The organism is Microbaculum marinisediminis (assembly GCF_025397915.1).
In the GTDB taxonomy this organism is placed as follows: domain Bacteria; phylum Pseudomonadota; class Alphaproteobacteria; order Rhizobiales; family Tepidamorphaceae; genus Microbaculum; species Microbaculum marinisediminis.
The window spans coordinates 109,559-135,219 of record NZ_JALIDZ010000001.1 but is presented as its reverse complement, the minus strand read 5'-3'; the positions used below and the strand labels follow the sequence as shown (position 1 = coordinate 135,219).

The 25,661-nt window shown below is 67.1% G+C and carries 25 protein-coding genes; 19 read left to right on the top strand and 6 right to left on the bottom strand.

Annotated elements, in window-relative coordinates; all coding sequences use genetic code 11:
* Positions 1-5 precede the first annotated feature (5 nt).
* Together MUB46_RS00685 and arfB are read right to left on the bottom strand one after the other, a co-directional pair.
* Positions 6-1,121: an NADH:flavin oxidoreductase/NADH oxidase gene (locus MUB46_RS00685; protein WP_261613933.1), complete on the bottom strand. Its 1,116-nt coding sequence runs from the start codon at positions 1,119-1,121 to the stop codon at positions 6-8.
* 97 nt (positions 1,122-1,218) lie between these two features.
* Complete coding sequence (gene arfB, locus MUB46_RS00680) at positions 1,219-1,644, bottom strand: alternative ribosome rescue aminoacyl-tRNA hydrolase ArfB (RefSeq protein ID WP_261613932.1); 426 nt, start codon at positions 1,642-1,644, stop codon at positions 1,219-1,221.
* A gap of 450 nt (positions 1,645-2,094) precedes the next feature.
* On the opposite strand from arfB, the gene MUB46_RS00675 reads away from it, so the two are divergent.
* On the top strand, positions 2,095-2,952 hold the full coding sequence (locus tag MUB46_RS00675; protein ID WP_261613931.1) for a hypothetical protein: 858 nt from the start codon (positions 2,095-2,097) through the stop codon (positions 2,950-2,952).
* Positions 2,953-3,025: 73 nt separating this feature from the next.
* Here the strand turns inward: MUB46_RS00675 and MUB46_RS00670 are convergent, their stop codons facing one another.
* Positions 3,026-3,622 (bottom strand): DUF6101 family protein, encoded by a 597-nt coding sequence (locus MUB46_RS00670; RefSeq protein WP_261613930.1) that lies wholly within the window; start codon positions 3,620-3,622, stop codon positions 3,026-3,028.
* 239 nt (positions 3,623-3,861) lie between these two features.
* Between MUB46_RS00670 and MUB46_RS00665 the strand changes: the two genes are divergently transcribed.
* The 6 genes from MUB46_RS00665 (at position 3,862) to lpxK (ending at position 9,944) form a co-directional block, all read left to right on the top strand.
* Complete coding sequence (locus tag MUB46_RS00665; RefSeq protein WP_261613929.1) at positions 3,862-4,653, top strand: inositol monophosphatase family protein; 792 nt, start codon at positions 3,862-3,864, stop codon at positions 4,651-4,653.
* Between the two features lie 23 nt (positions 4,654-4,676).
* A complete protein-coding gene (locus MUB46_RS00660; protein ID WP_261613928.1) occupies positions 4,677-4,934 on the top strand; it encodes a DUF4170 domain-containing protein in 258 nt (85 codons plus the stop codon).
* Positions 4,935-5,027: 93 nt separating this feature from the next.
* The gene (locus MUB46_RS00655; RefSeq protein ID WP_261613927.1) at positions 5,028-6,908 is read left to right on the top strand and encodes an ABC transporter ATP-binding protein; all 1,881 of its coding nucleotides are present in this window, start codon (positions 5,028-5,030) and stop codon (positions 6,906-6,908) included.
* Positions 6,892-7,608 carry a lysophospholipid acyltransferase family protein gene (locus MUB46_RS00650; RefSeq protein WP_261613926.1) on the top strand — a complete coding sequence of 239 codons (717 nt, stop codon included), beginning with the start codon at positions 6,892-6,894 and terminating at the stop codon, positions 7,606-7,608. The genes MUB46_RS00655 and MUB46_RS00650 overlap by 17 nt, the downstream gene beginning before the upstream one ends.
* Complete coding sequence (locus MUB46_RS00645) at positions 7,601-8,911, top strand: 3-deoxy-D-manno-octulosonic acid transferase (protein WP_261613925.1); 1,311 nt, start codon at positions 7,601-7,603, stop codon at positions 8,909-8,911. Before MUB46_RS00650 ends, MUB46_RS00645 begins: the two co-directional genes overlap by 8 nt.
* A gap of 1 nt (position 8,912) precedes the next feature.
* Positions 8,913-9,944, top strand: a complete 1,032-nt coding sequence (lpxK, locus tag MUB46_RS00640; RefSeq protein ID WP_261613924.1) for a tetraacyldisaccharide 4'-kinase — start codon at positions 8,913-8,915, stop codon at positions 9,942-9,944.
* A 100-nt stretch (positions 9,945-10,044) separates the two neighbouring features.
* On the opposite strand, the gene MUB46_RS00635 is transcribed toward lpxK, so the two are convergent.
* From MUB46_RS00635 to MUB46_RS00625, 3 genes are all read right to left on the bottom strand, one after another.
* Positions 10,045-10,269, bottom strand: a complete 225-nt coding sequence (locus MUB46_RS00635; protein ID WP_261613923.1) for a DUF2093 domain-containing protein — start codon at positions 10,267-10,269, stop codon at positions 10,045-10,047.
* A 94-nt stretch (positions 10,270-10,363) separates the two neighbouring features.
* The gene (locus MUB46_RS00630) at positions 10,364-11,836 is read right to left on the bottom strand and encodes an MATE family efflux transporter (RefSeq protein ID WP_261613922.1); all 1,473 of its coding nucleotides are present in this window, start codon (positions 11,834-11,836) and stop codon (positions 10,364-10,366) included.
* Between the two features lie 24 nt (positions 11,837-11,860).
* On the bottom strand, positions 11,861-12,427 hold the full coding sequence (locus MUB46_RS00625) for an invasion associated locus B family protein (RefSeq protein WP_261613921.1): 567 nt from the start codon (positions 12,425-12,427) through the stop codon (positions 11,861-11,863).
* Positions 12,428-12,809: 382 nt separating this feature from the next.
* On the opposite strand from MUB46_RS00625, the gene coxB reads away from it, so the two are divergent.
* The 12 genes from coxB to MUB46_RS00565 all read left to right on the top strand — a co-directional run bounded on the left by coxB (position 12,810) and on the right by MUB46_RS00565 (position 25,639).
* A complete protein-coding gene (coxB, locus tag MUB46_RS00620; protein ID WP_425256205.1) occupies positions 12,810-13,670 on the top strand; it encodes a cytochrome c oxidase subunit II in 861 nt (286 codons plus the stop codon).
* 46 nt (positions 13,671-13,716) lie between these two features.
* Positions 13,717-15,315 carry a cytochrome c oxidase subunit I gene (ctaD, locus tag MUB46_RS00615; protein WP_261613920.1) on the top strand — a complete coding sequence of 533 codons (1,599 nt, stop codon included), beginning with the start codon at positions 13,717-13,719 and terminating at the stop codon, positions 15,313-15,315.
* A gap of 92 nt (positions 15,316-15,407) precedes the next feature.
* A complete protein-coding gene (locus MUB46_RS00610) occupies positions 15,408-16,376 on the top strand; it encodes a heme o synthase (RefSeq protein WP_425256204.1) in 969 nt (322 codons plus the stop codon).
* Positions 16,377-16,379: 3 nt separating this feature from the next.
* On the top strand, positions 16,380-16,535 hold the full coding sequence (locus MUB46_RS00605) for a hypothetical protein (protein WP_261613919.1): 156 nt from the start codon (positions 16,380-16,382) through the stop codon (positions 16,533-16,535).
* A gap of 10 nt (positions 16,536-16,545) precedes the next feature.
* Entirely contained in the window at positions 16,546-17,178 is a 633-nt protein-coding gene (locus MUB46_RS00600; protein WP_261613918.1) for a cytochrome c oxidase assembly protein, read from the top strand.
* A gap of 71 nt (positions 17,179-17,249) precedes the next feature.
* A complete protein-coding gene (locus MUB46_RS00595) occupies positions 17,250-18,086 on the top strand; it encodes a cytochrome c oxidase subunit 3 (protein WP_261613917.1) in 837 nt (278 codons plus the stop codon).
* Between the two features lie 74 nt (positions 18,087-18,160).
* Positions 18,161-18,562, top strand: a complete 402-nt coding sequence (locus MUB46_RS00590; RefSeq protein ID WP_261613916.1) for a DUF983 domain-containing protein — start codon at positions 18,161-18,163, stop codon at positions 18,560-18,562.
* A gap of 4 nt (positions 18,563-18,566) precedes the next feature.
* Entirely contained in the window at positions 18,567-19,334 is a 768-nt protein-coding gene (locus MUB46_RS00585; RefSeq protein WP_261613915.1) for an SURF1 family protein, read from the top strand.
* 53 nt (positions 19,335-19,387) lie between these two features.
* Positions 19,388-20,800 (top strand): threonine synthase, encoded by a 1,413-nt coding sequence (gene thrC / locus MUB46_RS00580; protein WP_261613914.1) that lies wholly within the window; start codon positions 19,388-19,390, stop codon positions 20,798-20,800.
* Positions 20,797-22,077 carry a M16 family metallopeptidase gene (locus tag MUB46_RS00575; RefSeq protein WP_261613913.1) on the top strand — a complete coding sequence of 427 codons (1,281 nt, stop codon included), beginning with the start codon at positions 20,797-20,799 and terminating at the stop codon, positions 22,075-22,077. Before thrC ends, MUB46_RS00575 begins: the two co-directional genes overlap by 4 nt.
* 20 nt (positions 22,078-22,097) lie before the next feature.
* The gene (locus MUB46_RS00570; protein ID WP_261613912.1) at positions 22,098-22,691 is read left to right on the top strand and encodes a GNAT family N-acetyltransferase; all 594 of its coding nucleotides are present in this window, start codon (positions 22,098-22,100) and stop codon (positions 22,689-22,691) included.
* Positions 22,692-22,738: 47 nt separating this feature from the next.
* Positions 22,739-25,639, top strand: a complete 2,901-nt coding sequence (locus MUB46_RS00565) for a sensor domain-containing phosphodiesterase (protein ID WP_261613911.1) — start codon at positions 22,739-22,741, stop codon at positions 25,637-25,639.
* The last annotated feature ends 22 nt before the right edge of the window (positions 25,640-25,661 follow it).

The window sequence follows — 25,661 nt, the reverse complement described above, 5'->3', positions numbered from 1 at the left end:
GAGGCCTACCGCATCCCGAACTCCATGTTCTTGAACACGCCCGTGGCCCTGCGTTCCAGCGACCGCCAGTACTGCTTTGCCGTGCGCACCTGACCACCGAGCGTTGCGGCGGCGTGCCAAGGCCAGCGGGGTTCCCAGAGAAGGCCGCGTCCCAGGCCGATGAGATCGGCGTCGCCGTCCGCGATGATGGCTTCGGCCTGCTGCGGCTCGGTGATCAGCCCGACGGCAAGCGTCGTGATGCCCGTCTCCGCGCGGATCTGGCGGGCGAACGGCACCTGGTAGCCCGGGCCGAGCGTGATCTTCTGTTGCGGAGAGACGCCCGCCGACGACCCGTCGATCCAGTCGCAGCCACGCGCCTTCAGGGCGTGGACGAAGGCCACCGACTGCTCCAGGTCCCATCCGCCCTCGACCCAGTCGGTGGCGGATATCCGCACGCCGAGCGGCCGGTCGGCGGGCCACACGGCGCGGACTGCCTCGAAGATCTCGAGCGGCAGCCGCATCCGGTTGTCGAGCGAGCCGCCGTAGCGATCGTCGCGATGGTTGGACAGCGGCGAGAGGAACTCGTGCAGCAGGTAGCCGTGGGCGCAATGCAGCTCGAGCGCGTCGAGGCCGAGCGCCGCTGCCCGCCGCGCGCTGGCGACGAAGGCGTCGCGGATGCGCTCGATCCCGGCGACATCGAGGGCGAGCGGCGCCGGCTCCTGCGGGTACATCGGCACCGCCGAGGGCGCGACCGGCGGCCAGCCGCCCTGATCGGCCGGTATCAATTGCCCGCCCCGCCACGGCGGCTCGCTCGATGCCTTGCGGCCGGCATGGCCGATCTGGATGCCGATCGGCATGTCGGACTGGCCGCGCACCGCCTCCAGGACACGGCGCAAGGCAGCCTCGTTGTCGTCCGAGTAGAGCCCGAGGCAGCCGGGCGTGATCCGCCCCTGCGGCTCCACGGCCGTGGCCTCGATGATCAGCAGGGCCGCACCCGACAGCGCCATGTTGCCGAGGTGGATCAGGTGCCAGTCGGTGGCGCTGCCGTCGACCGCGGAATACTGGCACATCGGGCTGACGACGATGCGGTTCTCGAGCCGCAGGGAACCGAGTTCGAAGGGGGAAAAGAGCTGGCTGGTCATGGAGGGGTCTCTTTGAAGGCGATCCTGCCCACTTAGCACGCAATGGCGGGAAGGCCAGCCCCCGTGTCGGACCGGTCCCGGTTGGCGACGCGGGACCCTAGTCGATCTGTGGCTTGCCGCGCCCCTTCTTGACCTGCGCGCGCTTGCTCTTGGTTTCGAGCCGGCGCTTCTTCGAGCCGAGCGTCGGTTTCGTGGGGCGGCGCGGCGTCGGCCGCTCGGCTGCCTCGCGGATCAGGTCGATCAGCCGCGCGCGGGCATCCTCTCGGTTGCGGTCCTGGGTGCGGAAGCGGCGCGCGTCGATGACCAGCACGCCGTCGCGCGTCATTCGCTTGCCCGCCAGCGTCTTCAGCCGCGCCCGGACATACTCGGTGAGCGACGGCGAGTTGGCGACGTCGAAGCGGAGCTGGACGGCGGTCGCGACCTTGTTGACGTTCTGTCCGCCCGGCCCGGAGGCCTGGACGAACCGTTCCTCGAGTTCGCTCTCGTCGATTGCGATATGGGGCGTTACGACTATCCGGTCCATCTCGTTGCCGCCGGGTCACGGGAGCTGCGTTCGCTGAACTGCGTCTGGCGGCGACTATAGCCATCATGTCCGTGCAGGGAAGCAGCCGGCGAGGCGGGGGCCGGATACGGCCCGGACCATCGCCGCGCCGGGTTGGGGGCACCGGCGAGACGATGGCCGGCCGCAGCGATGCCCGATAGGGTGCAAAGGCTGTCAAAACCCCGGAGTCTTCCAGATGTTTCGATAGCGTCCGGGTAGCCTGTCCGGGCATCGCCAACGACTCGCTGTGTCGCGAATGTGTGATTCGCGCACGCGGTCTGTACGGCTACAGTGGTGCGATGCAGCCTACGGACAATGTCAAAGTTTGATCGCATCGCAGGGCGCCACTTCATGTTGAACGCGAAATCCGGGCCGTCCCCGACCGCTTCTGCGCCCGAGCGGTCGAGATCAGGTCACGCCGCCGGATACCCCATGCCGGAGGATGTCGAGCGGCTGCGCCGCCATCCCCGTTTCGGCGAGGCGTCGCTGCACGCGGCCGTCGGCGTCGTAGAGCAGTACAAGGGCAACTGGGTGCTCAACCGGCTCCTCGGCGACCGCGGCCGCACGGTCTTGGGCCTTGCCATCCTGGATCTCCACTACAACCGCGCCGACGAGGGCGGCCTGACCGCGACCAACCTGAAGCAGCATTGTACGGAGCTCGGTATTTGCAGTCCGGGGCGCGTCACCGCCATGCTCGGCGCGCTGAAGATGCTCGGGCTTCTGGAGGAGGTCCGCGGCGCGGATCGCCGTGTTCGCCGGCTGCGCCCCACCGACAGGTTTCTGGCGCTTCATCGCGACCGCCGCCGCAGTTTCTTCGAGGCCCTGGCGATGCTGATGCCGGAGGGGGAGCAGGCACTGGAGCGGGAGGGCGATCCCGACTTCGTCGCCGCGCACATGGCCGCCTTCGCGCGGATGTTCGTGTCCGGAATGCGGCTCGTCGACTACGTCCCCGAACTGGAAGCCGTCTTCAGGCGCGACGCCGGCATGCTGATCCTGATGACGTTGGCGGTCGAGGCACGCCGTGACGGGCGTGATCCCCTCGCGCCGCTTGCCGTCACGATCACCGATCTCGCGAAACGTGCGTCTGCGTCGCGCGGTCATGTGCTCTCGGTCCTGCGCGACGCGGAAGGTCAGGCCATGGTCGTCCGCAGCGGGGAGCGTGGCGAGGGCATCGCCGTGACCGGATCGCTGCTCGATGCGGTGGACCGCTTCATCGCGGCGATCCTGATGCTGCACCTGTTCGCGATACGCGAGGCGCTGGCGCCGAAAGCCCCCGATTCGTCCGCGTGAATGGATGGAAACCGCCGATGTGGACGGCCGTCCGGCCGGCGGTTTCGCAGTGTTCGCGCTGTGCGGAGCGGCCCTAGCTGGCGATGTCGCGGGCGATGATCTCGTCCTCGCGATAGATGATGCCGGACAGCCGCCCGCCGGTGCCGCGCTGGCACAGGAATTTCGGCCGACGCTCGGCGAAGAACCGGTTGGCGCGCCGCGCCACCGGACGCTTGACGATGACGCCGCCGAGCCGCTCCTGGGGCTCGCAGACCGTGCCGTCGGCGTTGCGGATCAGCAGTGGCCGGGAGAGCGTGCGCGACCAGACCTGCCAGTCGGCGATGACGTCATCGGTGTTGTCCGCCTCGAACAGCGGCACCTCGAGGTCGCCGTTCCTGTGGTGCAGGGTCAATCCGACGATCCGGCCTTCCGGACCGTCATGGACCGAAAGCAGGACGCCCGCATAGGCGGAGAGCGGTACGGTTACGTAGAGCGGCACGCCCGCGTTCGTCTCGCGGCGGATCATCACGCTGTCGCGACCGACGATCGCCACGTGCTGTCCCGGAGCGTGGCCGCCGGCGCGGGACACGCCTTTGTAGACGACCCGCGCCGGCAATTCGAAGGGGTCGAGCCGCACACGACAGCTCGCACCCCGGTGCACCTCGGCGGTGCACGCGATTTGACGCCTCATGAAAGTCTCCCTGCCGGGCCCGCTTGTTTGTTTGGTGCCCGTCGTTATTCAGGAGTGTGCCTGCCAAACCTTGGGAACGGCTTAAGAGGTTCGGTTAAAAGGGAGTCACCAGGTCGTGTCGACTTGAACAGTTTGTAAGGGATCACTACACAAAGCCCCGCCCATCAACGATTTCCGTCGCCGCCGGCCGAAGTGTTCGGAACGCCGCCGGCCGCCGTCTACCGATTGGATCGCCACTTTTGTCCGACATCGACCGCAAGGACCTCGACATGATCTCGGCCGTCGCCCGCGAGGCCGGCGCGCTGGCGCTCGAATATTTCCGCGGCGACCCGAGGCGATGGAACAAGCACGATCAGTCGATCGTCACCGAGGCCGATATCGCCCTCGACGACCTGCTGCATGCGCGGCTGACCGGATATCGGCCGGACTACGGCTGGCTGTCGGAAGAGCGCCCGGACGACGGTTCGCGCCACGAGGCCGCCCGCGTTATCATTGTCGACCCGATCGACGGCACCCGCGCCTTTGTCGAACGGACCGACGAATGGGTGGTGTCCATCGGGGTCGTGGAAAACGGCGCGTCGGTCGCCGGCGTCCTCTACAATCCGGTCCGCGACGAGCTTTGGGCGGCACGGTCCGGGTCCGGGGCGACGCTGAACGGGGCAAAACTCGCCGTGAGCGACTGTTCGTCGCTCGAATCGGCGAAAATCGCCGCCTCGAAGAAGGCGATCGCCCAGGCCGGCGTTGAAAATGCGCGGTTTGCCGAGGATCGCCGTTTCCTGAAGTCGCTCGCCCATCGCCTGGCCCGGGTTGCCAGCGGCGATGTCGATGCGGCGCTGGCGACGTCGGGAAGTGCGGACTGGGACCTTGCCGCCGCGCTCGTGATCGTGCAGGAAGCGGGCGGTATCGTCACCGACTTCGAAGGTGCCCCGATCCGCCTGAACGGTGCATCGGCGCGGCATCCGGCCTTCTTTGCGGCGGGACGACGGCTGCATGGCGCGATTCTCGCGGCCATCGGCCACGAAAACACATGACTTCGAATGCAGGAGTGAGGGATATGGCCGAGACCCAGACCGGGAAGCAGCTTCTCCATCTCGTCTTCGGTGGCGAGCTGCGGGACGTCGAGGCACTGGAATTTCGCGATCTCGACAGACTGGATATCGTCGGCATCTATCCTAACTATGCGACGGCCTACGACGCGTGGAAGGACGCCGCGCAGCGCACGGTGGACAATGCCCAGATGCGCTACTTCATTGTGCACATGCACCGATTGCTCGATCCCGAAGCGATGGGTAGGGACGCCGGCACGGATTGACCGGTACCGGCCTTCGGCCTTCGTCATAGGTGACGGCGGGCCGCAGACGGGATAGAACGCACGCGGATCATCCCGCGCTCGAGGAAAGATCGCGTGGTTTCGAACGTATTCACCGACAGCAATTCAATCGACCGGGCCGACGACAGCCTGCACACCACGAATCTGTCGACATGGCAGGTCGTTGGCCGGCTGACGCGCGACCATCTTCTGCCGCGCAAGAAGCTGCTGCTCGGCTGCTTCGGGGCGATGATGTTCTCGGCGATCGCCACCGGCTCGCTGCCGTTCCTGATGCAGCAGGCCGCCGACGAGGTGTTCCTCGGCAAGAACGAGACGATGCTCTATATGCTGCCGGCGCTCGTCATCGTCATGGTCGCCATCAAGGCGACGTCGGAGTATTTCGCCACCGTCGGTCAGGCCTATGTCGGCAATTCGATCGTCGCCGACCTGCGGGTGGAGATGTTCGAGCGGCTGACCCAGGCCGATCTCGGCTGGCTGCAGCGGACCCATTCGGGCCGTTTCGTCTCCAGCTTCATGAACGACGTGCTGGCGATCCGCGAGGCCGCGAGCCTGACCATCGTCGCGCTCGGCCAGAACATCCTGAAAGTCCTGCTGCTCACCGGCTCGATGTTCTACATGGACTGGCGCCTGTCAGTCTTCGCGGTGATCGCCATTCCCTTGGCGCTGCGGGTGCTCGGCCGCCAGCGCCGCCGGGTCCATGTCTCGGCCACAAAGACGTTCCAGGAGACCGGCGACCTCGGCATCCTGGTGTCGCAGACGCTGACCGGCATCCGCGTCGTCAAGGCCTATGACCGCGAGGCGCACGAGACCGAACGGGCCCGGCGCATCATCGACCGCACGCTCGAATTCATCATGCGCTCGGTGCGCACCAAGGCCTCGTCGGGCCCGGTGGTCGAGGCGTTGACCGGGGTCGGCTTCGCGCTGGCCATCCTCTATGGCGGCTATCAGGGCATCCACGGTTCGCTGACCGCCGGCCAGTTCATGGGCTTCGTCACCGCCGCGATGCTGATGTACCAGCCGATGAAGACGGTCGCCTCACTGCAGACCATGCTGCAGGAAGGCGTGGTCGCGGCCAACCGCGTGTTCGGCATCATCGACCTCGACTCGAAGGTGGCGGAGAAGCCGGGCGCGCTGCCGCTCAAGGTCACCGCCGGCGAGATCTCCTTCGACGATGTCTCCTTCCACTACCGCGACGGCGAACCGGTGCTGCGCGACTTCTCGCTGACCGTTCCCGCCGGCAAGCGGATCGCCCTGGTGGGGCCGAGCGGCTCGGGCAAGAGCACCGTTCTCAACCTGCTGCTGCGCTTCTACGATCCGCAGTCCGGGCAGGTTCGGATCGACGGCCAGGACATCACCGACTGCACCATTTCCTCCGTCCGCCTCGCCAGCGCGCTGGTGACCCAGGAGCCGGTGCTGTTCGACGACACCATCCGCGCCAACATCATGTACGGCTCGGAAGGGGCGAGCGAGGAACAGGTGATCGCCGCGGCCAGGGCCGCCGTCGCGCACGATTTCATCATGGCCTTCCCGAAGGGCTACGACACGCCGGTCGGCGAGGCCGGCAACATGTTGTCCGGCGGCCAGCGCCAGCGCATCGCGTTTGCCCGCGCCATGTTGCGCGACGCGCCGATCCTGCTGCTCGACGAGCCGACCTCCTCGCTCGACACCGAGGCCGAGGCGCAGATCCAGGAAGCCCTCGACGTGCTTCTCAAGGGACGCTCGGTGATCATGATCGCCCACCGCCTGTCGACGGTGAAGAAGGCCGACGTCATCCACGTCATGGAAGCCGGCCGGATCGTCGAGAGCGGCAACCATGACGAGCTCGTCGCCAGGAACGGCGTCTACGCACGGCTGCATCGCACCCAGTTCGGCGCCGAATCAACGAAGTCGGAGCCTTCCGATCCGACCGACCGCGAGCCGCGCGCGCGTGCTGCGGCCAATGCGACAAACGCCTGAGGCGATGCTGAAACGACTGTTCGCCGCCCGCTGGGTGCAGGTCCTTCTCGGCGCGCTGATCGCCGGCTACCTGCGCCTCGTCTACAGGACCAGCCGGGTCACCATCGAGCCGCCGGATGTCTACGAGCGGATCGATCGCAACCTGCCGCTGATCCTGACCTTCTGGCACGGGCAGCATTTCCTCATGCCGTTCGTCAAGAGGCCCTATCACAAGGCCGCCGTGCTGATTTCCCGTCACCGCGACGGCGAGATCAACGCCCAGGCGGCGGAGCGGCTCGGCGTCGGCACGATCCGCGGCTCCGGCGACACCAAGGGCCGGTTTCACGTCAAGGGCGGCTCAGTGGCCTTCCGCGAGATGGTGGCGACGCTGGGCGAAGGCGTGAACGTGGCGCTGACCGCCGATGTGCCGAAGATCTCTCGGCGTGCCGGCCTCGGCGTCGTCAAGCTCGCCCAGCAGTCCGGCCGGCCGATCCTTCCCATCGCCATCGCGTCGAGCCGGCGCATCACGATGAAGAGCTGGGACAAAGCCGCGGTGAACCTGCCGTTCAGCCATCTCTCCGCCGTCGTCGCCGACGAGATTAGGGTGGCGCCCGATGCCGATCGCGATACGCTGGAGGCGATCCGGCTGCAGGTGGAGGAGTCCATCAACGCCTGCACCCGCCGGGCCTACGAGATCGTCGACGGACCCGAGAATGGCTGAGGCGCCGCGCTCGCTGATACTGGCGACATACAGGACGCTGACATCGGTGGCCCATCCTCTGGCCGGGCTGATCCTGAGCTGGCGGCTCAAGCACGGCAAGGAAGACCCCGAGCACCAGGGCGAGCGCTACGGCGAGGCCAGCCTGCCGCGCCCGGACGGCCCGCTCGTCTGGGTCCATGCCGCAAGCGTAGGCGAGACCATGTCCGTGCTGCCGATGATCGAGCGCATCCTCGCCGACGGCCGCGTCTCGGTGCTGCTGACGACGGGGACGATGACGTCGACGCGGATCGCCAGGGCCCGGCTGGCCGGGGCGGGCCTGAACGGTCGTGCGATCCATCAATACGTGCCGCTCGACGGGCCGCGCTTCGTGCGCCGGTTCCTCGAGCATTGGCGCCCGGGGCTGGCGATCTTCGCCGAGTCCGAGCTCTGGCCCAACCTGATCCTGGAGACCGCGCGCAGCGGGGCGCGCCTGTCGCTCGTCAACGCGCGCATGTCCGACCGCTCGTTCCGCCGCTGGCAGAAGGGACCGGCGATGATCGGCGCGCTGCTGTCGCGCTTCGACCTGTGTCTGGCGCAATCCGAAGGCGACGCCGAGCGCCTGCGGGCCCTGGGCGCGGAACCGGTGATCTGCTCCGGCAACCTGAAATACGACGTACCGGCGCCTGCGGCCGACGAAGCCGCTCTGAAGGATGTCGGCGCGGCGATCGGCGAGCGGCCGCGCTGGGCGGCGGCGAGCCTGCATCCCGGCGAGGTCGAGGCGATCCTCGACGCGCACGCGGCGATCGTCGCCGGCCGGCCCGGCGCGCTGACGATCATCGCCCCGCGCCATCCCGAGCGCGGCGCCGAGATGGCCGCCGCTGCCGAGGCCCGGGGCCTGACGGTCGCCGTCCGCTCGAGGGGGGAGATGCCCGCGCCGGATACCGACATCTATCTGTTCGACACGATCGGCGAGATGGGGCTTGTCTACCGGCTCGCCCCGATCGTCTTCATGGGCGGCTCGCTGATCCCGCACGGCGGGCAGAACCCGATCGAGCCGGCCAAGCTGACGACGGCGATCCTGCACGGCCCGCATATCCACAACTTCGCCGACGTCTACGCCGCGCTGCATGGCGCCGGCGGTGCCGAGGAAATCGCAGATGCCGCGGATCTTGCCGGCAAGGTCGAGGCGTTCATGGCCACGCCCGCCGCCGTCGGCCGTCATGCCGAGGCCGCGAATGCGGCGGTCTCCGCCTTCTCCGGCGCGCTCGACCGGTCGATGGCCGCGCTCGACCCGCTTCTCTCCGAGACGGCCGGAGGGCGGTGAGGTGCGCGCGCCCGGCTTCTGGCGAGGACCCGGGGACGGTCGGCGCGGACCGGGTTGGCAGGCCCTGTGCCTGTGGCCGCTCTCCCTGATCTATGCGCTGATTGCCTGGCTGCGGTTTCGCCGCGCGCCGGCAACGACGGCCGATGTGCCGGTGATCTGCATTGGCAATCCGACGGTGGGCGGTTCCGGCAAGACCCCGACCGCGATCCTGATCGCGCGGCTGCTGGCCGCGCTCGGGCATAAGCCGGTGTTCCTTAGTCGCGGCTACGGCGCCCGCGTCGCCGGGCCGGTCTCGGTCGACCCGGCCGTCCATACCGCCGCCGACGTCGGCGACGAGCCGCTGCTGCTCGCCCGCACCGCGCCGACCGTCGTTTCGCCCGACCGCGCCGCCGGCGCCCGGCTCGCGCAGACCCTCGGCGACATCATCGTCATGGATGACGGCTTCCAGAACGCCGCTCTGGCCAAGGATCTGTCCCTGCTGGTGATCGACGGCGGCTATGGGATCGGCAACGGCTATTGTCTGCCCGCCGGCCCGTTGCGCCTGCCGCTCGACCCGCAGCTTGCCCGCGCCGCCGCCGTCGTGGTGATCGGCGAGGGCGAGGCCGGCGAGGCGGTCGCGACCCTTGCCGGCGACAAGGGAATGCTGGTCCTGCGCGGCCGGTTGGCACCCGCGCCGGCGATGACCACGGCACTGGCCGGGCGTCCCGCCATCGCCTTCGCCGGCATCGGCCGCCCCGACAAGTTCTTCGAGACCGTGTCCGCGATCGGCATGCAGATCATGGAGGCGCGCGGCTTTCCGGATCATCACGTCTATACGGAGGCGGATGCGCGGGGCCTGATGGCGTTGCAGAAGCGCAGCGGCGCTATACCGGTGACGACGGAAAAGGACATCGTGCGCATCGGCGCGCCGAAGGGCGGCACCTTGAAGGCGCTCGCGGAGGCGTCGGTGGCCCTGCCGGTGACGCTGGCGCTCGACGAGGCGAGCGCCCTGGACCTGCGGACGCTGCTGGTGGGCGGGCTGCGGCGGGGATAGAGCCGGAAGGGGCAGGGCGGGGCGGTTTCGCGCCCGGCCCGTTATCGGCGGCCCGTTATCCGCGTCCCCGTTATCCGGGTCTCCGTTATCCGGGTCTAGGTCATCCGCGCTTGCGGAACTTTTCCTCGTAGACCTGCATGGCGACTTCGTGGTCGGCGTAGGCTTCCTGACGCTCGACGCTCCAGTAGCGAAGTTCGCTCAGCGGGATCTGGCGGCCCGTGACCGCGCACAGGACGTAGCTTCCGGGTTTGAGGATCCGGAAATCGCCGTCGAGATACTGGATGACCGCTTCGCCTTGCGCGGCCGGGCGTTCGTAGCGGTTCATGATGAATTCCGTCGGGACCGGTTGTCGCTGCCCGATAGATAGCGTCTCTAGGCGCGGAATTCCATAACCCTCGGATATTCGCGCGACGCGTCCCTCAGATTCCGGTCAGGCTCTTGCCGGTCGAGAACGGCGACAGGGCGATGCGCCACAGCGGAACCGGCGGTTCGCCCGGCGGCCGGCGGTGCAGGTGGGTGACGAGCCGGTAGCCGACGAGCCCGGCGGCGGCGCCGAACAGGACGCTGCCGATCGCCTGTCCCCACAGGACGCCCGGCGCGCCCAGCCACAGCGATCCGATCCAGACGAACGGGATCGTGCCGAGGGTCGCCCGCCCCCAGTTGAACAGGGTCGAGATGTAGGGATAGCCGAGCGTGTTGAAGGCCGCGTTCGAGACGAACAGCACGCCGACGAACACGAAGCTGGCGGAGATGACCCCGCAGAACAAAAGGACGAGCCCGGCGCCGTCGCCGCTGGCCGAGAACGCCGCGACGAGGAGGTGCCGGGTCGAGAACAGGATCACCCAGACGATGCCGACATAGACGAGGACGAAGACCATCGCGTCGATATAGGTCTGGCGGACCCGGTCGAACTGGCCGGCGCCGTAGTTCTGGCCGATGATCGGCCCCACCGCGCCCGACAGCGCGAAGATGCCGCCGAAGGCGACTGGCAAGATGCGTCCGACGATCGCCCAGCCGGCCACCGCCGACACGCCGTATTTGGCGATCGCCCATGTCATGTAGGCGTTGCCGACGGGCGTGGCGACATTGGTCAGCATGGCCGGAATGGCGATCGCGGAGATCGGCCGGACGTCGGTGGCGAAGCCCCTGAGCCTCGGCGCTGCCAGCAGGTTGTGGACACGGACGAGACCGTTGAAGCCGACGACGACGAAGGCGACACGGGCCAGCACAGAGGCGATCGCGGCCCCGTCGACCCCGAGTCCTGCGCCGAAGATGAGGATCGGATCCATCACCGCGTTGACCACCGCGCCGGCCAGCGTGACGTACATTGCCCGGCGCGGATCGCCGCGCGCCCTGAGCAGTCCGCCCGCGCACATGCCCATCCCCAGGAGAGGCGTCGCGGGAAGCACGATCCGCAGGTAGCCGGTGGCCAGGGTGTGCGCCTGGCCGTCCGCGCCGAGCAGGGTCAGGGCGTCCTCGACAAAAACGACAAACGGCAGCGCCACCAGGCTGGTGACGAGAGCGGCGTAGACGAGGCTGGACGTCGCGATGCGGCGCGCCCGCTCGTTGTCGCCGGCGCCGATGGCCCGCGAGACCAGGGCGGAGCCCGCGATCGTCACGCCGACCGAGACCGAAATCATGAAGAACAGCAGCGTGCCCGCGTAGCCGATCGCCGCGGCCACCGCCACTTCGCCGATAAGCGAGAGGAAATAGAGGTCGGCCAGGTCGACCAGGAACACCGACATCAGGCCGAACGAGGCGGTCGCCGTCATCACCACCACGTGGCGCATGGTGCCGCCGGCGACGAAGTGCTTCGGTATCGGCGCGGACCCGCCCGCGGAGGGATTGTCGTCGGGCCCGGTCACAGCATCCCCCTGCGAAGGCCCGGTCATGGCGGGAGCTCCCGATCCCGCCTGTCAGGGCAGTGCGGCGTACCCTTCGGTGAAGCCGGCCAGCGACATCGGGATGCCGATCCCTTCCTCCGGCGTCTGGAAGATGATGAAGGTGGCGAGCTGGCCGCCCTCGAGGGCCTTCACCAGCTCCTCGTCGATGATGACCTCGGCGACGCAGCCGTTGGGCAGGCAGCGGATGAACTGGGCGCGGCCGATATCCGCATCGTCGACCTTGAGGCCGAGCCCGGTCGGCAGCAGGACGCCGAGCGGCGCCAGGACGCGCAGGATCTGGTCCTTGCCGTCCGCCGTCTTCAGCACGATCACGGTCAGACCGACATTCTGCCGGTCTTCGGCGGTGACGCTCTGGACCAGGGCGCACTGTTCGCCCTGGGCGCCGGGCGGCGTGTCGCAGCGGATCTGCCAGTCGCCATGCGTCGACTTGACCGCACCCTGCGCGTTGGCGGCGCTCGGAAGCGAGAAACCGGCCAGGAGGGTGCAGACGCCGAGGATGCCGGCGGTCAGAAAGTGCTTGGAAGACCCGGAAAACCGGCTGCGCAGCCGACCGGCCAGCGATTCGAGGCGATTCGCCATATTGTTACGCCTTTTCCGATGACCGGGCCGCGCCCGGTCTGTTTGTCAGTCGCGGTGCTACCAGACCCCTTCGGGCTGTCAAGGGACCGAATGATCGTTACGCCCCCGCGAACCTTGTAGGGAACTATGGTCGTTGCGACCCTTTGCCGGTGGGACAGAGGCGCATTCCGTCCCACCCGGGGATGGCCATACTGCGGCACATCGCCAGATGTGGAAATTTGTCGCGGCCAAAAAAGGCAAAGGTCATTGCCGAGAGCGGCGGAAGTGTGATTTTAAAGCAGGCCCAATAGTGCCGGCACGCTGGACTGCCGGCAGGCGCGAAGACGGAACATCACGGAAACCGCGCCGGGGCAGGGGCAAGAGGTAAGGGAGCACGCTCAAAATGGCTTCGAGATTGCGAATCGCGGCAGCCCTCGCGGTGGCGGCGGTATTCACGGCTGGCGCGATGCCGGCGCTGGCCCAGCAGCCAGAGCCATGGCAGCTGGATTTTCAGCCGGCTGCCACACCGGTGATGGAATCGATCGCCAGTTTCCATAATTTCCTGCTGATCCTGATCACACTGATCACGCTGTTCGTGGTGGTGCTCCTGGGGATGTGTGTCGTGCGGTTCAATTCCCGCAGGAACCCGAATCCCTCGCGTACCTCGCACAACACCATGCTCGAGGTCGCCTGGACGGTGCTTCCGGTGATCATTCTGGTCGTGATCGCCATTCCCTCCTTCCGTCTGCTCTACTTCCAGCTCGAGGTTCCCGAGCCCGACGTGACCATCAAGGCGACCGGCTATCAGTGGTACTGGGGCTACGAATACCCCGATCACGACGGCCTGAGCTTCGACTCGATCATGTTGGCCGAAGATGAATTGCAGCCCGGCCAGCCGCGCCTGCTTGCCACCGACAACGACGTCGTCGTTCCGGTCGACAAGGTGGTGAAGATGCTGATCACCGCCGATCCGCTCGGCGTCATCCATGCCTGGACCATTCCCGCCTTCGGGTCGAAGGTCGACGCCGTTCCCGGCCGTATGAACGAGACCTGGTTCAAGGCGACCAAGACCGGCATGTACTACGGCCAGTGCTCCGAGCTGTGCGGCCGCGACCATGCCTTCATGCCGATTTCGGTGCGTGTCGTGACCCAGGAGGAATACGACGCCTGGGTCGCCGAGCAGACGGCGCATCTCGATCCGCGCGATGAGACCAAGAAGCTTGCGCAGGTCACCGCCCAGCCGGCTGGCGCCGCGGGCGAGTGATCCGGTCCCGCCGCAGCGGAACACGATTTAGAGAGGACGACAGCAAATGGCTTATGCAGCGGCACACGAAGCCCACGACGACCATCCGCACGGATGGCGGCGGTGGCTTCTTTCCACCAACCACAAGGACATCGGGACGCTCTACCTGATCCTGGCGCTGACCGGCGGCCTCATCGGCGGCTTCCTGTCGGTGATGATGCGGGCAGAGCTGATGGAGCCCGGGCTGCAAATCTTCGGCTCCGGCCAGATGTTCAACGTGTTCGTCACGGGCCACGGTCTCATCATGGTGTTCTTCATGGTGATGCCGGCGCTGATGGGCGGCTTCGGCAACTGGTTCGTGCCGCTGATGATCGGCGCGCCGGACATGGCCTTCCCGCGCATGAACAACATCTCGTTCTGGCTGCTGGCCGCCGCCATGTCGCTGCTGGTGATGTCCCTGTTCGTGCCGGGCACCGCGTCGGGCAACGGCGTCGGCGCCGGCTGGACGGCCTATGCGCCGCTGTCGACGACCGGCCACACAGGCCCGGCGATGGATCTTGCGATCTTCGCCCTGCATCTGGCTGGTGCCTCGTCGATCCTCGGCGCCATCAACTTCATCACCACGATCTTCAACATGCGCGCGCCGGGCATGACCCTGCACAAGATGCCGCTGTTCGTGTGGTCGGCGCTGATCACGGCCTTCCTGCTGCTGCTGTCGCTGCCGGTTCTGGCGGGCGCCATCACCATGCTGCTGACCGACCGCAACTTCGGCACGACCTTCTTCTCGCCGGAAGGTGGCGGTGACCCGATCCTGTACCAGCACCTGTTCTGGTTCTTCGGTCACCCGGAGGTCTACATCATCGTGCTGCCGGCCTTCGGCGTCGTCAGCCAGGTCATCGCGACCTTCTCGCGCAAGCCCGTGTTCGGCTATCTCGGCATGGCCTATGCCATGGTCGCCATCGGCGCCGTCGGCTTCATCGTGTGGGCCCACCACATGTACACCGTCGGCATGGACGTCGACACGCAGGCCTACTTCGTCGCCGCGACCATGATCATCGCGGTACCGACCGGCGTGAAGATCTTCTCCTGGATCGCCACCATGTGGGGCGGCTCCATCCAGTTCCGCACGCCGATGCTCTGGGCGATCGGGTTCGTCTTCCTGTTCACGGTCGGTGGCGTCACCGGCGTGGTGCTGTCGAATGCCGGCGTCGACCGGTCGCTGCACGACACCTATTACGTCGTCGCACACTTCCACTACACCATGTCGCTGGGTGCCACCTTCGGCATCTTCGCCGCCTGGTACTACTGGTTCCCGAAGATGTCCGGCTATCTCTACAACGAGACAATCGGCAAGCTGCACTTCTGGGTCTCGTTCATCGGCGTGAACCTGATCTTCTTCCCGCAGCACTTCCTCGGACTTGCCGGTATGCCGCGCCGCTACGTGGACTACCCGGATGCCTTCGCCGGCTGGAACTACGTTTCCTCGATCGGCTCCTACATCTCGGCGTTCGGCGTGTTCATCTTCCTGTTCGGCGTGATCCAGGCCTTCATGGCCAAGCGCAAGGCTGCCGACAATCCGTGGGGCGAAGGTGCGACGACGCTGGAGTGGACGCTGTCCTCGCCGCCGCCGTTCCACCAGTTCAACACGCTGCCGAAGATCAGCTGACGGCAGTAGGAAAACGCTCCGGCGGCGTCGTCGAGACGCCGCCGGACCACGCTTAACGACAGGTCAGCGTTACGGATGGGTTCCGGATTCGTATGAGCGACGCACGCATCGAAATGGATACGACGGTCGACACGACCCTCGCCGGAAACGGCGATGTCGGCGACTTCATCGCGCTTCTGAAGCCGCGCGTGATGTCGCTCGTCGTCTTCACCGCCATCGTCGCGCTGGCGCTGGCGCCCGTCCAGCTTCATCCCGTCATCGCGGTCGCGGCGATCCTCTCGATCGCGATCGGCGCCGGTGCCGCCGGCGCGCTGAACATGTGGTACGACGCCGACATCGACCGGGTGATGTCGCGCACGCGCGGCCGCCCGATTCCTTCGGGCGCGGTCAATCCGCAGGAGGCGCTCACCTTTGGCGTGATCCTGTCCGGCTTCTCGGTCGTCGTGCTCGGCCTCGCCACCAACTGGCTGGCCGCCGGACTGCTCTTCTTCACGATCTTCTTCTATGCCGTCATCTATACGATGTGGCTGAAGCGGGCGACGGCCCTGAACATCGTCATCGGTGGCGCGGCCGGCTCCTTCCCCCCTGTGATCGCATGGGCGGCGGCGACCGGCACCGTGACGCTCGAGCCGATCGTTCTGTTCCTGATCATCTTCTTCTGGACACCGCCGCACTTCTGGGCGCTGGCGCTGGTGCGCTCCGGCGACTACGCGCGCGCCGGCGTGCCGATGCTGCCGGTCGTCTCGGGCATCGGCGAGACGCGCCGCCAGATCTTCCTCTATTCGGTTCTCCTGGTGCCGCTCGGCGTCGCGCCTGCGGTGCTGGGCTTCGGCGGCTGGCTCTATCTCGCCGTTTCGCTTGGCCTCGGAATCGTCTTCCTAGCCCTCGCCTGGCAACTGTGGCGCGGCCCTGAAGGGGCGATCGGCCCGGTCGCCAAGCGCCTGTTCGGCTTTTCGATTCTCTATCTCTTCGCCCTGTTCGCGGCGCTGCTTGTCGAACGCGTCGTCGGCCTGCCGGGCACCGGTATCTCGGCCCACTCTTTCCTGGGGATCTCTGTGTGAGCCATGAAGGAAGAAGGCATTGTCTTGACGGAAGAACAGAAGCGTCGTCGACGGTCGCGCTCGATCGCCATCGCGGTGGCGCTCAGTGCATTCGTTGTGCTGATCTATCTCATCACCATCGTCAATTTCGGTCCCAGCGTCATAGACCGGCCGTTGTAGTGGGTATGGCATGAGCACGGACGGCAACAACACGACCGGAAACAACACGAACGGGAAAAAGCCGGTGCCGCGCGGGCACAAGGCGACCGCGTACTCGTTGGTCGTGCTGGTCGCGGTTATGGTCGGCTTGTCGTATGCCGCCGTGCCCCTCTACGACCTGTTCTGCCGCGTCACCGGATACGGCGGCACGACCCAGCGCGCCGATCAGGGCGCCGACCGGGTGCTCGATCAAACCATCACCGTCCGCTTCGATGCGACGGTGGCCGGCGATCTGCCCTGGAAGGTGAAGCCGCAGCAGACCACGCTGACCCTGAACATCGGCGAGACGGGACAGATGATCTACGTCGCCCGCAACCTGAGCCACGAGGGCACGGTCGGCACGTCGTCGTTCAACGTCTCGCCCGCCGCGGCCGGCATCTATTTCAACAAGCTCGAGTGCTTCTGCTTCACAGAGCAGCCGCTCGACGCGGACTCCACCGCGGACATGCCTGTCGTCTTCTTCGTCGATCCGGCCATCGTCGACGACAAGGACACCCAGCGGATCGGCGAGATAACGCTCTCCTACGCCTTCTTCCCCGACAAGGACGCGAAGAAGGCCGAAGTTAAACCGGCTGCCGCCGCCCCGACCGGGGCTGACGGGTAGCCATTGTGAGGCTAGATAGAGGGAACAGGCCGCGCTAAGCGGTACGCGACCTGACGAGGGGACACTTCGAAATGGCAGACGCCCACGCGAAAAATCATGACTTTCATCTCGTCGATCCGAGCCCTTGGCCGATCGTCGGGGCCTTCTCCGGCCTTGTAAGTGCCGTCGGCATGGTCATGTTCATGCATGACGCCGGCCCCTGGGTGCTGATCATCGGCCTGCTGCTGGTCGCTTTCGTGATGCTCTCCTGGTGGCGCGACGTGATCCGCGAGGCGGAGTTCGAGGGGCACCACACGCCTGTCGTCCAGCTGCATCTGCGCTACGGCATGATCCTGTTCATCGCCTCCGAGGTGATGTTCTTCGTCGCCTGGTTCTGGGCCTTCTTCGACGCGTCTCTGTTCACCGGCGAGGCGATCCAGTATTCCCGCGTCGAGGCGACCGGCGGTGTCTGGCCGCCCGCGGGCATCGAGACCTTCGATCCCTGGCACCTGCCGCTGCTCAACACGCTGATCCTGCTGACGTCCGGCACCACGGTGACCTGGGCCCACCACTCGCTGGTGCACAACGACCGCAACGGCCTGAAGTGGGGGCTGATCACCACCGTGATCCTGGCCGTGCTGTTCACCTGCGTGCAGGCGTTCGAGTATGCCCACGCGGACTTCTCCTTCGCCGGCAACATCTACGGCGCGACCTTCTACATGGCGACCGGCTTCCACGGCGCCCACGTCATCATCGGCACGATCTTCCTGCTCGTTTGCCTGTTCCGCGCGCTGGCCGGCCACTTCAAGCCGGACCACCATTTCGGCTTCGAGGCCGCCGCCTGGTACTGGCATTTCGTCGACGTGGTGTGGCTGTTCCTGTTCGCCTGCATCTACGTGTGGGGCGCCAGCACCGCCGAGATCTACTGAGGCTTTTCCGCCTCACGACAACCATTGGGGGGCGGCCACACGGCCGCCTTCCTGCTTTCTGAGGCCCATTCGTGATGAGCGACGACCACAGATATCCGCCGGTTTCGCCTCTGTCCGCCGGCCTTGCCGGCCGGTGCCCGCGCTGCGGCCAGGGCCGGCTGTTCACCCGTTGGCTCGACACCGCGCCGAAATGCGACCAATGCGGGCTCGACTATTCCTTCATCGATTCCGCCGATGGCCCGGCGGTTTTCGTCATTCTCGTCGTCGGGATCATCGTCGTCGGCCTCGCCTTCTTCGTCGAGTTCACCTACCAGCCGCCCTACTGGCTGCATCTGATCCTGTGGATCCCGCTGATCCTGCTTCTGTCCATCGGCATGCTGCGCCCGCTCAAGGGCCTGTTGATCGCCCAGCAGTATGTCCACAAGGCGCAGGAGGGCAGGCTCGTCCGGGACGACGAGGAGCCACGCGGCGACTAGCGGCATGGAAAAGACCGTCACCCGAAAAATCGTCCTTGCCGGCCTCGTCTGCGCGCTCGGCGTCGCGATCCTGTGTGGCCTCGGCACCTGGCAGCTCAAGCGGCTGGCCTGGAAAGAGGGCCTGATCGCGATGGTGACCACGCGCATCGAAGAGCCAGCCCTGCCGCTCCCGACGGAGGCCGACTGGCCCGCGATCGACTTCGACGCTGACGAATACCGCAAGGTGACGCTGACCGGCACCTTCGACCACGCCCACGAGGTGGCCGTCTTCACCAGCCTCGAGGACGATCGGTTCGCCGTATCCGGCCCCGGCTACTGGATCCTGACGCCGCTCGACCTCGCCGACGGGTCGACGGTGATCGTCAATCGCGGATTCGTGCCCCACGGCAAGCGCGATCCGGAGAGCCGCTCCGAGGGGCGGATCGAAGGCGAAGTGACGGTGACCGGCCTGATCCGCATGCCGGAACCGGGCAACCTGTTTACGCCCGATCCCGATCCGGCCCGCGGCGACTGGTATGTCCGCGACCCGGCTCAAATCGCCGAAGCCTTCGGCCTGCAGCGCGTCGCGCCGTTCTTCGTCGATGCCGACGCGGCGCCCAATCCCGGCGGCCTGCCGCTCGGCGGCACCACGCGGATCCAATTCAGCAACAGTCACCTCGGCTACGCCATCACCTGGTACGGCCTCGCCGCCGCGCTGGCCGGCGTCTACATCGCCTGGGCCTTCGGCCAGCTGCGTAGTCGGCGGCTTGCCGAGGATGCGCCCCGGCAATAGGGTCCACTCGAAAGCGGCGTTTAACGCGCCTCCCGAACCGGTCTGGAGCAGAATTGAGATACGTGAGCACCCGCGGGCAGGCGCCCGTCCTCGACTTCGCCGACGTCCTGCTGACCGGCCTTGCCGCCGACGGCGGGCTCTATGTGCCCGAAACCTGGCCGGTCATGTCGAAAGCCGATATCGCCGCGCTGGCCGGCCTGAGCTATCCACAGGTCGCGGAGCGGATCATTGCACCGTTCGTCGGCGATGCCATCGCGCCGGCGGCGCTGCGCGCGATGATCGCCGATGCCTACGCCCAGTTCCGTCACCCGGCCGTCGCCCCGCTCGTGCAGACCGGGCCGAACGACTGGGTCCTCGAACTGTTCCACGGGCCGACGCTCGCCTTCAAGGACGTGGCGATGCTTCTGCTGGCGCGGTTGATGGACCATGTGCTCGAGGAACGCGGCGCCCGCGCGACGATCGTCGGCGCCACTTCGGGAGACACAGGCGGTGCGGCGATCGAGGCCTTCCGCGGCCGCGCCCGCACCGACGTCTTCATCCTGTTCCCGGACGGGCGCGTCAGCGACGTCCAGCGCCGCCAGATGACGACGGCCAGCGAGGACAATGTCCACGCCCTGGCGTTGTCGGGCAACTTCGACGACTGCCAGGCAATCGTGAAGGGCCTGTTCAACGATTCGGACTTCCGGCGGCAGGTGGCGCTCTCCGGCGTCAATTCGATCAACTGGGCGCGCATCGTTGCCCAGGTCGTCTACTACTTTACGTCTGCCGTGGCCCTTGGCGCGCCGCACCGTCCGGTCGGCTTCACCGTGCCGACCGGCAATTTCGGCGACATCTTCGCTGGCTACGTCGCCGCGCGGATGGGCCTGCCGATCGACCGGCTGGTGATCGCCACCAACGTCAACGACATCCTAGCCCGCACGCTCGAGACCGGCCGCTACGAGGTGCGCTCGGTGCTGCCGACGACGAGCCCGAGCATGGATATCCAGGTCTCGTCCAACTTCGAGCGGCTGCTGTTCGAGACGAGTGGCCGCGACGCCGGCGCGGTCAACCGCTGGATGGACGGTCTCAAGCAGTCCGGCTCCTTCACCCTCGACGATGCCACGCTTTCGACGATCAGGCGCCATTTCGACGCCGCCCGCACCGACGAGGCCGAATGCGCGGCAACGATCAAGCGGGTCCTCGACGGGGCCGGCTATCTGGCCGATCCGCACACCGCCGTGGGCATCGCCGCCGCGCGCAAGGTCCGGATCGACGCCGGCGTGCCGATGATCACCTTGTCGACCGCCCATCCGGCCAAGTTCCCCGATGCCGTCGAGGCCGCGGCCGGCATCCGTCCGGCACTGCCGGCGTGGCTGGCCGACCTGCACGAGCGTCGGGAGCGCTTCGAGCGGCTGCCGGCCGAAACGGCCGCCGTCGCCGCCCATATCCGCAAGGCCACGCGCGTCGTCGCGGAGGGCGTCGAATGAGCGTGCGCACCACCCGGCTCGACAACGGCGTACGGGTCGTCACCGCCGAGATGGGCCATGTCGAGACCGCCGCGCTCGGCGTCTGGGTCAAGGCCGGCGCGCGCGACGAGCGCACGGACCAGCACGGCCTGTCGCACCTGCTCGAGCACATGGCCTTCAAGGGCACGAGCCGGCGCAACGCGCGGGAGATCGCCGAGACGATCGAATCGGTCGGGGGCGATCTCAATGCTGCCACCTCGCACGAGACGACCGCCTACTACGCGCGCATCCTCAAGGACGACATGCCGCTGGCCCTGGACATCCTGTCCGACATCCTGCGCGACAGTCAGTTCGATGCCGACGAGCTGAAGCGCGAGCAGCATGTCATCGTCCAGGAGATCGGCGCCGCGCTCGACGATCCCGACGATCTGGTCCATGACCTGCTGCAGGAAGCCGCGTTCGGCGACCAGCCGATCGGCCGTCCGATCCTGGGCACCACCGAGACCGTCAACGCGCAGAGCCCCGAAAGCCTGCGCGCCTATCTTGGCGAACACTATCGCGCGCCGGGCATGATCGTCGGCGCCGCCGGCGCGGTCGACCACGATGCCATGGTCGAGATGGCCGCCCGTCTGTTCGGCGACTTCCAGGCCGATCCCGGCGAGCAGACCTCTCAGGCCCGCTATACCGGCGGCGAGCGGCGCGCCGAGCGCGACCTGTCGGAGGCGAACCTGCTATTCGCCTTCCGCGCGCCCGCCTTTGTCGACGACGATTTCTATGCCGCGCGCATCGCCGCGTCCGTGGTCGGGGGCGGCATGTCCTCGCGCCTGTTCCAGCGCGTGCGCGAGGAGCGGGGCCTGTGCTACGCGATCTATGCCTTCAACTGGGCCTTTTCCGATGTCGGCCTGTTCGGCGTGTCGGCGGCCACCGGGCCGGATGACCTGGAAGAGCTGATCGACGTGACGACGCGCGAGCTCGCTCTGGCGATCGACGATATCGACGATACCGAGGTCGCCCGGGCCCGCGCCCAGCTCAAGGCGGGGCTGCTGATGAGCCTGGAAAGCTGTGCGGTCCGCGCCGAGCAGATCGCCCGCCAGTCGCTGTTCCTCGACCGTGTCGTGGAGATGGACGAGCTGATTTCGCGGATCGACGCGGTCGATACGGCGCAGGTGAAGCACATCCTGGCGCGCATGGTGTTCGACACGCCGCCGACGCTCGCCGCCGTCGGTCCGGTCGAGAAACTTGAAACCGCGGCCGATTTACAGGAAAGATTGCGTTCGGCCGCCCGTCGCGCGGCGTGAGATCTGTTGGTAGCGAAAAAATGGTCTTCCTGCGCTCGGTCACCGCGGATACTGGGCCGGCGATCCATGGCGACGGTGTCTTTCTCAGGACGCCGCAGATGGGCGATTTTCCCGCCTGGACGGCTTTGCGCGCGGAAAGTCGCCCGTTCTTGACGCCGTGGGAGCCGACCTGGCCGCTCGACGACCTGACGCGGGCCTCGTTTCGCCGCCGCATCCGCCGCTACATCCAGGATGTTCGCGAGGACAACGCCTATCCGTTCTTCGTCTTCCGCAGCGAAGACAGCGCCTTTCTGGGCGGGATCACCCTGTCGAACGTCCGCCGCGGCGTCACCCAGTCGACGTCGATCGGATACTGGATCGGCGAAGCCTTCGCCCGCCAGGGGTATATGTCGGCCGCGGTCGGCGCGATAATGCCCTTCGTCTTCGATCAGCTTCGGCTGCACCGGCTCGAAGCGGCTTGCCTTCCTTCGAACACGGCGTCTATACGCCTCCTTGAAAAAGTCGGTTTTACGCGCGAGGGCTTCGCGCGGCGGTATTTGCGTATCAATGGTGTCTGGCAGGACCATCTCCTTTACGCGATGCTTAGTGAAGATCCGCGCCCTGCGGTGCGGTAGGTCCTGACATGCCGGCCTTGCCGGGGCCGCGATACACGGAAAACCGGATGAACGAGACGCTCTGGGGGACATACGGACGGCTGATCGCAGCCCTGTTGGGACTGGCGTTCGTCGTGCTGTCCGGGTTGCCGGTCAGGGCGCTCGAAGCGATTCCGGTCCCGCTCGACGCCGGTGCCGTCGATCTCACCGATTCCGTCGATCTCTACCTGCGCTACGGTGATCGTATCCAGATCTCGACGGCGCCCGACGCCGAGGGATTCGTGCGCCGCATCGAGGTGCGCTCGCGCGAGCCTGGGCGGTCGGCGTCCTGGGCGGTCTTCGCCCTGCGCAACGATTCCGACGAGCAGATCGACCGGCTTCTGGTCGCCCCCTATTTCCGCATGGTCGGCTCCGGGATCATCCGTCCCGATCTCGGCGATACCCGCATTGCCGCCATCACGCCGAGCCAGGGCTTCCGGCCCGACCGGGCGGACAGCCACGATTCAGACTCCTACCTGATTACCCTCGATCCCGGTGCCGTGGTCACCTACGTCGTCGAGCTGGAGGGCAATACGCTGCCCCAGCTCCGGCTGTGGCAGCCCGACACCTACAAGGAGAACGTCAACAGCTTCACGCTGTATCAGGGCATGGTCATCGGCATCGCCGGCCTGCTGGCGCTGTTCCTGACCGTCCTGTTCGTCGTCAAGGGCACGATCATCTTTCCCGCCGCGGCCGCCTTCGCCTGGGCCGTGCTCGCCTACCTGTCGATCGACTTCGGCTTCTGGAACAAGATCTTTGACGTCGCCGTCCGCGGCGATCAGGTGTTCCGCGCCGGCGCCGAGGCGATGCTGTCGGCGACGCTGCTGATCTTCCTGACCTCCTATTTAAGCCTGATGCGCTGGCATGTCCGGCTGATCTATGTCGCCGGCCTGTGGCTGGTGACGCTGTTCGGTGTCGCCGGCATCGCCGTATTCGATGCGCCGCTGGCTGCCGGCATCGCCCGCCTGTCGCTCGGCCTCACCGGTGTCATCGGCCTCGCCCTGATCCTGTTCCTCGCCTTCCGCGGCTTCGACCGGGCGATCCTGCTGATTCCCACCTGGGCGCTGCTGCTCGCCTGGCTGCTTGCCGCCGGCATGACGGCGACGGGACGGCTGTCGAACGACCTGGTGGCGCCGGCGCTGGCCGGCGGTCTCGTCGTTCTGGTGCTGCTCGTCGGCTTCACGGTGATGCAGCATGCCTTCGCCGGTGGCGCCATCGGCCAGGGCACGCTCTCCGACTTCCACCGAAAGGCGCTGGCGCTGATCGGCGCCGGCGACCTGGTCTGGGACTGGGAAGTGCCGCGCGACCGCGTCTTCGTTTCGCCGGAGCTGGAGGAGAAGCTCGGCCTCAAGCCCGGCACGCTGGAAGGCAGCGCCCGCAAGTGGTTCGACGTCCTGCACGCCGGCGACCGAGACCGATTCCGCGCCTCCCTCGACGCCGTGGTCGAGCAGCGCCGCGGCCGCATCGCCCAGGACTTCCGCCTGCGCGCCTCCGACGGCCACTACTACTGGTACCGCATGCGCGCCCGGCCGATTCTCGGCGACGACGGCGAGGCCGTCCGCCTCGTCGGCACGCTGGTCGACGTCACCGAGATCAAGAATGCCGAGGAGCGGCTTCTGCACGATGCCGTCCACGACAATCTCACCGGCCTGCCCAATCGCGAACTGTTCCTCGACCGCCTGGAAGCCGGGATCCTGCGCTCGCGCGTCGGCGACGACCCGCGCCCGACCGTCTTCGTCGTCGATATCGACCGGTTCCGGCAGGTCAATGACGGCTTCGGCATCGCCGTCGGCGATTCGATCCTGCTGACGATGGCGCGGCGGCTGCAGCGCCACCTGAAGCCGTCCGATACGCTCGCCAGGCTCGCCGGCGACCAGTTCGGCATCATTCTCGTCTCCGAACGCGATCCCAAGCGCATCGCCGCTTTCGCCGAGGCGGTGCGCCGCACGATCCGCACCCCGATCACCTTCGGCGACCGTGAGGTGTTCCTCACCGCCTGCGTCGGCATCTCCGTCTATGACGGCTCCGAAAAGCGCAACGAGGACCTGCTCGAGGACGCCGAGATCGCCATGTACCACGCCAAGCGCTTCGGCCCCGACCGGGTCGAGGCGTTCAAGCCGGTGATGCGCACCATGGGCGGCGACCGGCTCGCGCTCGAGTCCGATCTGCGCAGGGCGCTCGAACGCGAGGAGATCAAGCTGGTGTTCCAGCCGATCATGCGGCTCGAGGACAAGCGCATCGCCGGCTTCGAGGCGCTGGTGCGCTGGGATCACCCCCGCCACGGCCGCCTCAACCCGCAGGAGTTCATCGAGATCGCCGAGGAGAGCGGCCTGATCGTCGAGATCGGCCTGTTCGTCATGGAGCGGACCGCGCGCCAGCTCGGCGCATGGCAGCGGGCCATGGGCACGACCCTGCCGATCTTCGCCTCCGTCAACGTGTCGAGCCGCCAGATCCTGCGCCACGACCTGATCAACGATATCCGTGCGGTCCTCGCCCGCAACGAGGTCGTCCCGGGCACCCTGAAGCTGGAGGTCACCGAGTCGCTGGTGATGGAGAACCCGGAATACGCCGCCCAGGTTCTGGAACGGGTTCGCGAACTCGGCGCCGGCCTGTCGCTCGACGATTTCGGCACCGGCTATTCGTCGCTGAGCTACCTGCAGCGCTTCCCCTTCGACACGATCAAGGTCGACCGCTCCTTCGTTCGTCAGAACGGCAGCGGCACGCGCCCGGTGATCCTGCGCTCCATCGTGTCGCTGGCGCACGATCTCGGCATGGAAGTGGTCGCGGAAGGCGCGGAGACCGACGAGGATGCCATCGAGCTCTACGCGCTCGGCTGCGAATACGCCCAAGGGTACCTGTTCGGCGAGCCGATGTCGGCGGACGAGTGCCGCCATCTGCTTGCCCGCCAGTCGGCGATGATGCGGCACTAGGCCGTCCCGCGTCTGCGCCCGG